Genomic DNA, 12,032 nt, shown 5'->3' on the forward strand with positions numbered 1-12,032 from the left:
ATGACTAATGTCTCTCATTCAAATCGTATAGGTTACCTATGCCTTGTTCTAAAAGAACTCTCTTGTCTAAAACGATAAAAATAAAGAGAGACACTTATCCCCCTCTCCATAAGTACTTTTACTTTTTAATTTTAAATCATGCCTTTTAATATTAAACCCAAAACCGACATAGTGATTGCGCTAATAATAATTCGTAGAATCCAAGTTGTATTCATGCTAATCTTTTCTAATTGCTTATTAATTGTAGCGATGTCTTTCTCATTAATTGTTGTGCGAGTTTCTAAATTACGAATATCTCGCATAATTTCTTTTTGTTCTGCTTTTAAACTGTCTATTTTCACATAAATATCTTCCAATATGTTCACATCCTTTTATAATCTTAATAAAGCAATCTTTACATGATATGAGACAACCTTATTTATGGTGAATTCATTGCAAGAAATTCCATACAAAATCCGTATTTTGTTGAAAATAAAAAAGAGACAGTTTCGCAACAATTTCGCCTCAAGCAGCATCAGCACATTGGGCGGATACACAAATGAATTGGACATTTAATAAATCATGGCCTGGTTTCGGTACAACAACTAATTGGGCAGCTGGAAATGGAATTTTTGATGGTTCTCGTCCACAGAACGTTGCTACAAGAGCTGAAGTTGTCACTATGATTTATAGAACATACAAAAAAGGCTTATTTGATCCTGTAAACTATTAAAAAAGATGCTCTAAATAGAGCATCTTTTTTTCTTCTATATAAATTTATAACTTTAATATTAGTATTAGTTAAATCCCCACACCAGGCTCTGTATTAACTGGTGCTCCTGTATTTCCATGTGCGTAACTCGGGGACCATGTATCTCCCTTATTGTAAGAAGGCGCCCCTCCTGTATGCCCATCCGACTCTAACTTCGATGCAGGGAAATATCCATGAGTATAAGTTGGCGCTCCCCCATGATCCCCATCAGCTTCTAACTTTAGTGCAGGAGTATCTCCTACATTAAAAGAAGGTATTGGATAGTCTCCATATCCATAAACTGGTGCTCCTGTATGCCCATGAGTATAGGACGGCGCACCACCTGTATGTCCATGTGCATATGCAGGCGCTCCTCCTCCATCCCCTACTGAATCCGCTTGAACAACCCCTCCACCATTTCCATGAGTAAAACCAAAAATTCCAAATCCTAAAACAGATAAACCCACGACTGCTGTACCAATTTTCCTTTTCATAATCGCTCTCCTCTTTATGTATTTCATGTTAATTGAAATGAACATATTATGGATATCAGTCATGATGAAAATTCGACTCATTTCATTATCATATATTTATATTTCTATGTATTTTTTTGTAAAACCTTCTTGAAATATGAATTAAATGGTTATTTTTTGTAAACCATCAAATATGGTAACAAATTATTCACCTTATAATTTAGACTTTGTTGCCTAGCCCATATTCACCACCTCGCGGTAATCCCTAATTTAGTATTGAAGTTCTCTAAATCTCGATGTATTATATTTTTGTATTTTCTCAGTTCCCAAGCCGAGAATACATCATCACTTCTGAAAGAATCCGAACTCCATCGGGTTCTTTTTCATTCCACTTCTTGTAAATCTTTTTATCTAAATGTAAAATTATAAATAAACTTTAATATTTTGAATCGAGGTGAAAATCATGAGAAGTTTTGGCTCATTAATAATCTCTACTATCTGTTCAGTACTTCTTATAATTTGGAATGTCTATTCCTTCTATAACGGATTCACAACAGGACGAACATACTACTGGATTAATGGTATCGCAGCTTTTATTCTTTATTCTCAACATGCGCGATTTTAAAAAGAAAAACTACAGAACCTCATAATAATAGGAGTTGATACATATGTGGGAAAGATTTAAAAACTATAAGTATTCCTTAAAGGAATTAAAATTCATGCTTTGGTTATTTGGCATTACTTGTTTTGTACACTCGGTTGCTTTCTTTGGCGGACTATTTTCTTCTGAATTTCTTTGGTTTAAAGGTGTTTGCGCTATTGCAGCATTACTAGCTTTTATGGATGTTAAGCGAAAAATCAATAAGTATAAGATAGCAATGTGAAAAGGAACCACTACAGGTTCTTTTTTCTGTTCAAAATAAAAAAGCAGCTTTTAGGCTACATAAAGCAATGATCTTGTTCTACTATATTATTCAAGTACTTTTGTTGTCTAAGTTGCATACCATCAGATATGCTTTTTTCTTTTTTCAACTGTTCAATTGCTATAGGGTAAGCCGGATTCTTATCGACTGTTATCACACGTGGCTTTGAAACATGAAAAGACCGCAAATCCCTCTTGAAAAAGCGCTTTGCAGCCTTTTGGTCTCTTGTTTTTCTTAGACAAAAATTGATTGTGTTCCCTTTCAAATCAACAGCATGGTACAGGTACATCCATTGCCCCTTTAACTTATATAGGTTTTATCAACTCTCCAAGAGTCATTGGTTTGCTTGAGGTGACGACGAATTCTTTTATCCAATTCAGGGCCATACTGATGAACCCAACGCATAATCGTGGTATGAGAAATAGATAAACTCCGTTCCTTCATCATTTCTACCAAATCACGAAAAATGAGGTTATACCGTTAACAAAATTAAATCAGGCTGATAATGCTTCCATTTGAACAAATTTTCCTTTTTCATACTGATCACACACCTTTTCTAGAGTAATAATATCAGTATGTCCAAGTTTTATAGATTTTTTTGCACCAGAACCGTCTTTTCTAATAGTTTTTAGCAGAAGCAACTGCATCCGATAATGATTAATAGTATAAAGAATATAATGAGTAAAGCAAATCCTCCAGCAAAACCGCCTCCGCCACAACTACCGCAACTACCACCCAAGCCCATAATAATAGTCTCTCCTTTAGATAAGAGGATAAAACTAGGTTCATTCATGTATTTTAATGGATTCAATTTAATTTATTTTTTTATGCATGAATTGAGCAGGTCTTTTTGAACATAAAGAAAAAACGCCATAAGGCGCCTCTCATTTAGGTAGATAAGACTTTTGTTTTCCAATGTAAAGGAATGTTGTATTAGTTCTTTAGGAGTATAGCATAACATCTAATCGATTTATTATGCATTATTACATGCCTCTCTAAATCCCTCTATTTTCCATTTGATAAAATCAAATCCCAAAATTAGGAATAATTAAATAAATATTTCTAATATCCCTAATTATTTACAAAATAAGAAAAGGTGATACATTTAAGTTGCAAGTTATAAAAACTAATAAAGGGGGAATTTTTATGTTCAAGAAATTAGTAGTAGGAGTGTTAGCGACAGGAATTATGCTTTCAGGTGGAGTAGGTGTATCAGCTGCTGAATTTGAACAACCGAGTGCAAATAAAGCATTACATTCAACATGTCCAAATAACAATACGACTTGGAATGATAATTATGTTACTAGGGTATATGATAATCCAGACGATGTTAAATCCTCAATTATATTTAATGGAAAAATACTTTATCACATTCCTGCACTGGATTATTGTAGCCCGGTAGGAGTTATAGCGCATTACGCTTAAGTAAAATTAATTTATTAGGAACAGACTACCAATTAATAATCCATTCGCGTAACAATTTCATGTCTAATAGTCTATATTCACTTCTTTCATACGTCGAATATAGACTATTAAGTGTAAGGTGCAACCTTATAAGAATTTTGATGGAGGAATTTTTACATGAAAAAAATAAAAAAGTTTGCTGGAATTGCTTTAGCTGCTTCTGTTGGATTTGGAGGATCTACAACTTATGTAAGTGCGGAAGAAATGGACAAGTCTGTACCTCCAATGTATTCAAAGTTCTCCAATGTTAAAATTTCTTCCAAAAATGAAAACGCTTTAGAAGCGGATGTTAATAAGGCTTTACAAAAGGCAAGAGCAGCAACAGAGAAAGTAAAGAAAGATGACGTCAAAAAAATTAAAGAAGATAACATTGACCATGTTGTTAATTATACTCTAATAGATGGCGAACACTCATATTTCTATGAGGAAAGTTCATTTAATGGGGAATCAATTACTGTCTATCCAACGAAACCTGAAAAAAATAATACAACACTATCCCCCACTACTAGTAACAACTTAATGCTACCTGCTATTAAAGGGGGGATTGGAGGTAAAGCAGTCATTCCGGGAAGCGGCTCTTACTTGAATACAACTGTGCAAACAGGTACAATTCAACAAACCGAAACTAAAAATGAAAGTTTAGCTTATATTTACACGGGTTTTTCTGGTACTGGTCCTAATAACAAATCAATTGAAGCTGATATGGGATTACAGTATTCAAATGATTTTAAGGTTTGGAGACCAGTATTTTTATATTATTATGATGGTGTACAATATAAAATAAATACGTATAAGAATAACGATGATAGAGTTAGCTACCAAAACGGCTTTATTCCGGGAACGGATGTAAATATGACTATTTATCCTAATACAAATGGAAATGCACAATTGACTGTAAGTGGTTACGCAAAATATAGTGATAAACTTGGTAATGGAGCAAATACGTATTTAACTTCTATATTGGAAGCAGTAGGTAAACCGGCAAAAAGCGTGAATAGTTGGAAAACCCTGGTTACTATTGCTCATAAAAATGCCGCAAGCGCCGAAGGAAAGGCTTATGGAAAATTCAAAAATATTAATGTAAATGGTAATACTGTATATCCGAATTTAGATAGTAAAGATGATGCAACTACTGTAAATATTTCAGGAAACAATGTTGAGATAAAAATTTCGAAATAAATAATTAGAAATATTTATTTCGAAAATAAGAAACTATTACAATACACAAAAAGACGATTTATCACAGATCGTCTTTTTTGCATTAAGATTCCTAGTATCTTCTTCCGATAAACTTCCATCTGTGGCTTTAGAATAAAGATTAATAAGAAATCACCTAGGATTACTGATTTACTAGTAAAGTAACACTTTCTGTATGTTGAACAATTAAGATGGCTTCCTGCCATCCCTTGTTCGAAGCCAATTCATCTCCCACCTACTCACTGGGCTATGCCCCTTCACGCTCCTTGAGGAAGGAGTCTTCTTGTCTAAAATGATAAAATTCTAAATTTTGCGGATACTATATAGGGCTTTAAAAAGTCAGCTTTAAATTCTTCCCACTCTAACTCTCTTGGTCGAGGGTTGAGCAGTTAGTTTTTGCTAGCTGCTCCTTTATTTGTAACCTTCTTAAACAATCTCCCGTACACTATAGTTAGTCCTTTCTTATAACCTGAGCTCGTCACTTTCGGTATAAAAATAGGATTACGCCCTATTACTTTTTCAGAAATTATTCATATTTTATAGTTAAAAAAGTTGCTCTGCTTTATAAAAAGGTGGTTGCGGAAACAACCGCCTTTTTATTTAGTTTTCTTTTCTGCATGATATTTCAATATCTGTTTATACTATAAGTTGTAATTTTTTGTTACAGCATATATCGACTACTTCTAAAATTGTGCAACAGAGCAGGTAGCTACTTCAGCTAGCTGCTTTGTTGTGCAAAATGTATTTTTATTAAATTTTTGCACTTTCATAATTACCCCCCATATACTACCACGTGTGCCACACAATTCTCTGAGGAACCTTACCTGATAAGATCACTACTTAAAGGTTCTCTTTTTAATTTTTTCTAAATAAATCTTCAAACTATGTCCATACTTTAAATGCGCTAATTTTTAATACTTGATTTCTTCTGTAAAACAGGGCAGGTAGCTTTTGCTAAAGGGGCGCTCCTTTTCTGTTTATATTACGAATATATTTTTTTGCATTACACATACTATCTGCAAGTCAGCTTCCCACAGCTACTCTCTTTCAAATCGGAGCTCTTTACTCCGTATCGTTTGGTGCATGGCAGGTAACTTAGTCAATTACCTGCCATTTTTACGTATAAGCGTAAATTTTTTGTACAACAAGCAGTTATCTAATTACTTTGTTGTGCTGAATGAAGTTTTAATTTGGCTTTCTTTTCTGCATAATATTTTGATATCTGTTTAAACTAGGGTTGTAACTTTTTGTTACAGCATATATCGGGTACTTCTAAAATTGTAAAACAGAGCAGTTTGCTAATTCGGCTAGCTGCTTTGTTCTGCAAAATGATTTTTTAACTTATCACCATTTAATTAAACGAGCATATATATTATTAGCATAGTATTCTTTCGCTTATAGGGTCTCCTTTTTAAGAGCACTTATATATTATAGTGCTCTTTTTTGTGTAAAAAACTTTTCTCAACAACAATCGTATAGAGTATCAACTCCATTTTTGGTAATATACAGGAAATATCTATTATGCTTATTTTTTATAAAAGGACCCACCCCCTCCAATGTGGGTTCTTTTATATTTTTTCTACTAAGTTACGTTTTTGTTCAAACTGATGGTTCCATTAATTTGGACATATTTTCCATTTTTTTACCAAAAAAATTCATGATATGGTTAATTAGTCGAGTACGTCATTACTTGACACATACCCTTAGAAGCCCCGTAGATAAACGGGGTTTCTTTTATTCAAATAACGATTTTATTCACTTTTTCGATACATTTATGAAACATTCATGTGTTATCTTCAGTACGTTCTATTCTTTTTATAAAATCGTGTAGGATATACCAACACAAGAAGCCCTAGAGCCCTAACTCTAAGGCTTCTTCATTTAATTACAATAGGTAAGATTTTAAAGTTATCTCCACCTCTTTCCGACTTCTTATTTGATTTAAAATAAAAAAGCCTACATTATATACGCTTGGCTTTCCGTTTCATTATTTAGTTCCTTCTTTTTTATCTGTCTCATCTTTATGTCCCTCGATAGAATTCCCCAGCATCAAATTCTACTGCTGGATCCCCTGCTTTGACAATGGAAACCGTAATTGGACTACCTCTAAATAACTCCAGGTTAACATTAAAATTGCTAGCGGTAATAATCCCAGCATTCACTAAATTATCTACAACATCATCAATTCCCATGAATTTATTGTCATTACCTGGAATCACATCCTCATTCGGTGTTGGATTTTGAATGAATTGCATAACTAACTTCTCTAAGATTGGAATGATTTGATTGATAATTTGGCTCTGTAATTAATTGTCCTCTGGATGTTTATTTTGGATAGGATTTGTCATCTTGTTCTCTCCCCCTAAAAACAAAAATAGAGCAGCTTATGAACTGCACCTCCAATTGTTAATTATGTGTCTAACAATTGGGGTGCACTTCAATAACAGTCGGTCTTTTCCGAAAAATCTTCAACCTCTAATATTGTCCATACTTCCTGTACGAAAATCCATATATTAGTTAAATATTATTTTGCTTGTACAGAAACGTGTATTATAGAGTAATCCGGATTTAGAGTAACTACAGACTCTCCAGGGCTTATTGAATGTAGAGGACTTATAGCTATTTCTACGCTATGATTATCTTTTTCAAAACGATTGATATAATCCTTATTATTTTTTACAAAACTATCAATTTCTTTTTTTAATTCTAGATTTGGATTTACTAATGTATCAATCTCTTTATCGAGCGTGAAATTCGGATTTATCATATGCATCCAGTTTTTCGCTAACTCAACAGTTGATTTGTCAACGACAAACACGAAATAGAAATTATCTTTATCCTTCCCAACAAACGAAAATGAACCATGAGAATCAATCATTCTTGGCAAATTAGGAGTATATAGATCAATTTCTGATGCAACGTATCTATATCTGAAATTCGCATTATATTTCTTATTTACTTCAGTAACAAGATTTTGACCTTGCTTAGAAATAGATTGCTCTCTTACAGGTGAAATTTCAATGGAGTATCTATCAAAGAAAAAATCATTTGTCACTAACGTATTAGGAATACCTATTGGCGTTACTCCTGGTTTTGTTTCTGGTTTGTTCACACTTTTAATTCCATTGTATAGAAACTGTGCATATTGCTCACGTGTTACAACTCTTTTTGGCTCGAATAAGTTACTTCCTGTACCAGCAGCAATTTTACTTTCCTGCACTGCACTGATTGCCTTCGTAGCCCAATAATTTTTGTCAACATCTTTGAAAGTTGTGACAGTTGTTGTTTTTAATTGAAATGCTTGTGTTAGAACAGCTACCAATTGTTCACGATTTAAGACCTCATTTGGTCCAAACTTTCCATCACCATATCCACTCATAATCCCTGCTTTTGTGATTGCTAAGATTTCTTTTTCGAACATAGAACCTTTTATGTCCGTAAATGGATTTTGAAATTTAGCATCTACATCTACTGGTTTCAAGTATACGTAAAGTAATCTAGCAACTTGACCACGTGTAATACTATCACCGAAACCAAAAATGCCATTTCCATAACCAGCTACGATATTGTTCTCTTTTAGGTCCATAATTGCTTTATATGACCAATGATCAGTAGGAACATCTTTAAATGTTGTATCTGCCTGTACATTTGTTAAAGATGTTAAGGTTGTTGCTGCAAGTACTGCACCTGTTAAAATCATTTTTTTTATTTTCATGCTATTTCCCCTTCTTCTCCTAATTATTTTTGCGAACAAAAATATACTTTATTTTCCAAAATAAACATAATAACACAAATACATTATATTTATATATAATCATTTAATGTTATTAATGATAAAAAACTACTTCCCTCCAGAACGCTATAGACTCACGCAAAAACTCTTCTTGCCTATAGAAGAGTTTTTACTACAATTTTACTGTTAAATAGCATTTTTCCTTTATTTTAGTAAATGTCTGCTGTATTCTTTTTAAACTAGCCGAGATATTGTTTTAGTATTTCTAGCCCTGTTTTCAAATCTTCTAATGAGTTTGTAGAGGATAGAGCAACTCGTAAATACTGATTAGGCATGGTTTGTGCAGTAATAAAAAATACATATTATAAGTACCCTATACATCATATTAGATTAAATCTTATTAAAACAAAAAGGGATGTCCTAGTAACATATCTAGGGCATCCCTTTATTTTTACTCACCTTAAAACATAACTTGTCTAAATTTCAAGATTCTAGATATCTCTAACAATTAAACATTTATTAGATATATCTTCTACCTAAAACATCGTATTATTATTAGCTGCCTCATTGGGAATCTCTTGAATTACATCCCAATGTTCAACAATCTTCTCATCCTCTATATGAAAAATATCCACTATAGCAACTCCCTTATCTTGAGAATTAGTACGAGAGTGTACATGAAGAGCAACTGTATCTCCTTCAGCTACTACACGTTTAATCTCTGCAGAGGAATTTGGATTTTTTACAAAGTCCTCCTTAAAGAAATCCATGAAGGCTTTTCGTCCATCAGCAACAAAAGGATTATGTTGCTTATAATCTTCACTTACATATTTAGGGATAATATCGATATTATGTTTGTTAAAAACCTCATTATAGAAATCAACTACCATCTTTTTATTCTTTTCTTTTTCTGTCACATTATCTTTCGATACTGGTGCAACATTCTCGCTCTTTATTGAGTGACCTTTGGTATTACCAGTTGAAGCTTGAAATATCAAAGTCGACACAATTCCTAAAATAAACACAGAAATAATTATTACTATTAAATTTTTCTCTACTTTCATATATACCTACCTCTTCTAATTTTATAATTCATCTTCAATAACACGCTTAATAAAGGAAAAATCATTCCCAGAATGTGATGTAAGAAATATTGTTAGGAAAATCCATCTATCCTAACAATACTTCTTATACGAGATATATTAGAAACTAGTAACTCTAACTTAATACCTCATTAACAGTTGCACTATCCACAATTTGAATAAACTTTTTAACCTTATCGTTCTCATCAAACTCATAAAGATGACAAAAATCTGCTATGAATGATTTCCCTGTTACTTTATATGTTCCACTATATTTTCCATACACGATAACAGTATTGTTATTAAAAGCATAAATTTCATCTTTAGCGCTGTAGTTATCCCATTCAGTTCCAAGACGTTCATGTACATTTTTCACTACTTCATCAGGACCTACATAAGTGCCCGCATATGGAAACCCAGCAGCTTCTGTCCAAGATACCTTTTCACTTAAATACGTTTTGAAAGCATCCATTTTTCCCTCGCCAGTTAACACATACGTTTCATGTAATAATTTTTGATATTTATTCATTGCATTAACCCCAAGGCATTTCTTTCGTTACAACTTTTGCACTTAACTCTAATACACCCTTATTAGCATAGCCTGGATATGCTGTTTCAAGTTTTGCTACAAAATCTTTTGAAGTTTTACTTTCCTCAGAAGCTTGAATTGCAGTTCTTAAATAATCCATAGTTGCAGTAATCGCTTGACTATCTAATGATTTTTCAATTGATCCATGGCTCGGTATAATTACGTCAGCATTTAAAGCCTGTAACACTTTCAAGTTCTCAATCCATGCCTCCATTGCTGCTTTTGAACTAGTATCTGCTAAGAATAGATGGATTTCGTTAAATACATCTATTCCCCCAATTAATAATCTCAGTTCTCTGTTAAATAAGCTAGTTCTGTAATCGTCTAAGCCTACTAGTTCAAATGTTAGCCCCTGAAAATCAATAGATTTTCCCTTAAACACTTGAGGTAATACCACATTATTTGGTGCATTCTCTCCAAGCGCATCTTTCCAAACTTTCAATTTCCCTAATACAGAATGAACAATATGTTCAACCGTAGACTCCGTAGCATACGCTATAGCTTCTGGGTATGCAGCTTTAATACTTTCTAACCCGAAATAGTAATCAGGATCCCCATGGATAATAAAGATTTTATCTAGAGATAAGTTATTGTTTTTCAAATAATCCACAATTTCTTTCGAATCAGACTGAGTAAATTTTGAGTTTATTAAAAATGCATGTCCTGCTTTCTCAACTAAGGTTGCAGTGACCATAAAACTTTTTTCATCCGAACGAAAAACCGTTAATTTCACATCTTTTTGATTTGTATCGATTGTTTTAAACATAGAATGTTTCTCTCCTTTTGTTAAAGTTATTAAATAAATCACACATTTTTTCTTGTTCAAATAGAAACTCCCTATTCAATTCACCTGAAAGTGTGACAGCACAAACATTTATTCGGGAGATAAATGTCAGTTGGCGTAAGATAATATGTTTATTACTATGGCCTATAATAAAATTGGACTATTTAAATACAAATTGAAACCAACTATTATAAAAAAGGTTTAGTCCATTTACTTATAGTAGTTTTTCTTAAAACGTTACATGCAATATACTGTAGCTTAAGATTTTTTAATATAAACTTTTAAAACGTGCTTCGATTTTATCTGGCGTCATTACCCCGCCACCAATAGGAATAATTTGATTATCCTTTTGTAAAAGTAATGAAGGATAACTATTAACACCAAGCTGTCGAACTTTATTGAAATCATTTTGGACGTCTATTACTGTTTCTTGAGCGTTTAAGCGTTCTAATACTTGTTCAGGGTCCAAACCATGCTCGATTGCAATCTTACGATATGTCTCAGGATCACTTAGACTTTGTCCCTCATAATAAAACGCTTTTTGCATAGCCGAAGTGAATTCTAACAAACGGCCTGGAGCTAATGAGCGTAATGCCGAAAAACCAATTGCAGCATCTTTCGAATTCATTTTAAAAGTACCTTCTTCCACCAATTTTTGATATGAAGGACCAAATTCTGCACCTGTGAGTTGATTAATTCTTTTATTTCCCTCTTCTATATATGAGAAATTTTTCATTGGTAAATTATCTAAAAATAAACCTCCACATAAAACGGTTAACGGTATTTCAGTGTGGTTTTTGTAAAACCCTTTAATACTTTCTGAAAAGCCATAGCACCATCCACAATAAGCGTCCCATACATAAATAAGGTTATCTTGTTTCGTCTCCATTTAAATCTCCTACCTTTATTTTTATTATCCAGCTCAGCTAAATTTCGGGTTTATATAAGTACATCTTTTTATATCTTGTTCTTTTTTGAGTTACCTTAATATATTTTTCAAAACTAACCCTTTCAAAAAAGATTAAATTTGATTTTTAACAAAAGATAACTGTGCACA

12 protein-coding genes and 3 pseudogenes are annotated in these 12,032 nt (G+C 32.8%); 5 read left to right on the top strand and 10 right to left on the bottom strand.

Annotation, left to right across the window (positions count from 1 at the left end):
- Nucleotides 1–131 precede the first annotated feature (131 nt).
- Nucleotides 132–356 carry a hypothetical protein gene (locus ACTFRS_RS06080; RefSeq protein ID WP_087994208.1) on the bottom strand — a complete coding sequence of 75 codons (225 nt, stop codon included), beginning with the start codon at nucleotides 354–356 and terminating at the stop codon, nucleotides 132–134.
- Between the two features lie 182 nt (nucleotides 357–538).
- Here ACTFRS_RS06080 and ACTFRS_RS06085 point away from each other — a divergent pair, with 182 nt between their 5' ends.
- A complete protein-coding gene (locus ACTFRS_RS06085; protein ID WP_240795818.1) occupies nucleotides 539–712 on the top strand; it encodes a hypothetical protein in 174 nt (57 codons plus the stop codon).
- 68 nt (nucleotides 713–780) lie between these two features.
- Here ACTFRS_RS06085 and ACTFRS_RS06090 read toward each other — a convergent pair whose 3' ends face one another.
- Nucleotides 781–1,224, bottom strand: a complete 444-nt coding sequence (locus ACTFRS_RS06090; RefSeq protein WP_139869145.1) for a hypothetical protein — start codon at nucleotides 1,222–1,224, stop codon at nucleotides 781–783.
- Nucleotides 1,225–1,666: 442 nt separating this feature from the next.
- On the opposite strand from ACTFRS_RS06090, the pseudogene ACTFRS_RS06095 reads away from it, so the two are divergent.
- A pseudogene (locus ACTFRS_RS06095) lies at nucleotides 1,667–1,853 on the top strand (hypothetical protein).
- Between the two features lie 18 nt (nucleotides 1,854–1,871).
- A complete protein-coding gene (locus tag ACTFRS_RS06100; protein WP_139869146.1) occupies nucleotides 1,872–2,087 on the top strand; it encodes a hypothetical protein in 216 nt (71 codons plus the stop codon).
- A gap of 58 nt (nucleotides 2,088–2,145) precedes the next feature.
- Here ACTFRS_RS06100 and ACTFRS_RS06105 read toward each other — a convergent pair.
- Together ACTFRS_RS06105 and ACTFRS_RS06110 are read right to left on the bottom strand one after the other, a co-directional pair.
- A pseudogene (locus ACTFRS_RS06105) lies at nucleotides 2,146–2,664 on the bottom strand (IS6 family transposase); the annotation flags it as partial.
- A gap of 90 nt (nucleotides 2,665–2,754) precedes the next feature.
- Entirely contained in the window at nucleotides 2,755–2,871 is a 117-nt protein-coding gene (locus ACTFRS_RS06110; protein WP_139869147.1) for a YjcZ family sporulation protein, read from the bottom strand.
- 401 nt (nucleotides 2,872–3,272) lie between these two features.
- Here ACTFRS_RS06110 and ACTFRS_RS06115 point away from each other — a divergent pair, with 401 nt between their 5' ends.
- Nucleotides 3,273–3,551 carry a hypothetical protein gene (locus ACTFRS_RS06115; protein WP_139869148.1) on the top strand — a complete coding sequence of 93 codons (279 nt, stop codon included), beginning with the start codon at nucleotides 3,273–3,275 and terminating at the stop codon, nucleotides 3,549–3,551.
- Between the two features lie 156 nt (nucleotides 3,552–3,707).
- Complete coding sequence (locus ACTFRS_RS06120; RefSeq protein ID WP_139869149.1) at nucleotides 3,708–4,769, top strand: YrpD family protein; 1,062 nt, start codon at nucleotides 3,708–3,710, stop codon at nucleotides 4,767–4,769.
- A gap of 2,005 nt (nucleotides 4,770–6,774) precedes the next feature.
- Here ACTFRS_RS06120 and ACTFRS_RS06125 read toward each other — a convergent pair.
- The 6 genes and pseudogenes from ACTFRS_RS06125 to ACTFRS_RS06150 all read right to left on the bottom strand — a co-directional run bounded on the left by ACTFRS_RS06125 (nucleotide 6,775) and on the right by ACTFRS_RS06150 (nucleotide 11,864).
- A pseudogene (locus tag ACTFRS_RS06125) lies at nucleotides 6,775–7,081 on the bottom strand (hypothetical protein).
- A gap of 230 nt (nucleotides 7,082–7,311) precedes the next feature.
- Nucleotides 7,312–8,502 (bottom strand): S-layer homology domain-containing protein, encoded by a 1,191-nt coding sequence (locus ACTFRS_RS06130; protein WP_139869151.1) that lies wholly within the window; start codon nucleotides 8,500–8,502, stop codon nucleotides 7,312–7,314.
- 554 nt (nucleotides 8,503–9,056) lie between these two features.
- Nucleotides 9,057–9,584: a nuclear transport factor 2 family protein gene (locus ACTFRS_RS06135; protein ID WP_431084559.1), complete on the bottom strand. Its 528-nt coding sequence runs from the start codon at nucleotides 9,582–9,584 to the stop codon at nucleotides 9,057–9,059.
- 154 nt (nucleotides 9,585–9,738) lie between these two features.
- Nucleotides 9,739–10,131 carry a nuclear transport factor 2 family protein gene (locus ACTFRS_RS06140; protein ID WP_070806042.1) on the bottom strand — a complete coding sequence of 131 codons (393 nt, stop codon included), beginning with the start codon at nucleotides 10,129–10,131 and terminating at the stop codon, nucleotides 9,739–9,741.
- A 4-nt stretch (nucleotides 10,132–10,135) separates the two neighbouring features.
- Nucleotides 10,136–10,957 carry a cytoplasmic protein gene (locus ACTFRS_RS06145; protein ID WP_098298366.1) on the bottom strand — a complete coding sequence of 274 codons (822 nt, stop codon included), beginning with the start codon at nucleotides 10,955–10,957 and terminating at the stop codon, nucleotides 10,136–10,138.
- A 286-nt stretch (nucleotides 10,958–11,243) separates the two neighbouring features.
- Nucleotides 11,244–11,864, bottom strand: coding sequence for a DsbA family protein (locus tag ACTFRS_RS06150; RefSeq protein WP_048554401.1), 621 nt, complete (start codon nucleotides 11,862–11,864; stop codon nucleotides 11,244–11,246).
- Nucleotides 11,865–12,032 lie beyond the last annotated feature (168 nt).

Source organism: Bacillus cereus group sp. MYBK139-1, assembly GCF_051916915.1.
In the GTDB taxonomy this organism is placed as follows: Bacteria; Bacillota; Bacilli; order Bacillales; family Bacillaceae_G; genus Bacillus_A; species Bacillus_A pacificus.

Excerpts from the sequence above, each read along its gene's own strand:
- ACTFRS_RS06085 (WP_240795818.1), top strand. The coding sequence starts at position 539 with ATGAATTGGACATTTAATAAATCATGGCCTGGTTTCGGTACAACAACT.
- ACTFRS_RS06090 (WP_139869145.1), bottom strand. The coding sequence starts at position 1,224 with ATGAAAAGGAAAATTGGTACAGCAGTCGTGGGTTTATCTGTTTTAGGA.
- ACTFRS_RS06100 (WP_139869146.1), top strand. The coding sequence starts at position 1,872 with ATGTGGGAAAGATTTAAAAACTATAAGTATTCCTTAAAGGAATTAAAA.
- ACTFRS_RS06110 (WP_139869147.1), bottom strand. The coding sequence starts at position 2,871 with ATGGGCTTGGGTGGTAGTTGCGGTAGTTGTGGCGGAGGCGGTTTTGCT.
- ACTFRS_RS06115 (WP_139869148.1), top strand. The coding sequence starts at position 3,273 with ATGTTCAAGAAATTAGTAGTAGGAGTGTTAGCGACAGGAATTATGCTT.
- ACTFRS_RS06120 (WP_139869149.1), top strand. The coding sequence starts at position 3,708 with ATGAAAAAAATAAAAAAGTTTGCTGGAATTGCTTTAGCTGCTTCTGTT.
- ACTFRS_RS06130 (WP_139869151.1), bottom strand. The coding sequence starts at position 8,502 with ATGAAAATAAAAAAAATGATTTTAACAGGTGCAGTACTTGCAGCAACA.
- ACTFRS_RS06135 (WP_431084559.1), bottom strand. The coding sequence starts at position 9,584 with ATGAAAGTAGAGAAAAATTTAATAGTAATAATTATTTCTGTGTTTATT.
- ACTFRS_RS06140 (WP_070806042.1), bottom strand. The coding sequence starts at position 10,131 with ATGAATAAATATCAAAAATTATTACATGAAACGTATGTGTTAACTGGC.
- ACTFRS_RS06145 (WP_098298366.1), bottom strand. The coding sequence starts at position 10,957 with ATGTTTAAAACAATCGATACAAATCAAAAAGATGTGAAATTAACGGTT.
- ACTFRS_RS06150 (WP_048554401.1), bottom strand. The coding sequence starts at position 11,864 with ATGGAGACGAAACAAGATAACCTTATTTATGTATGGGACGCTTATTGT.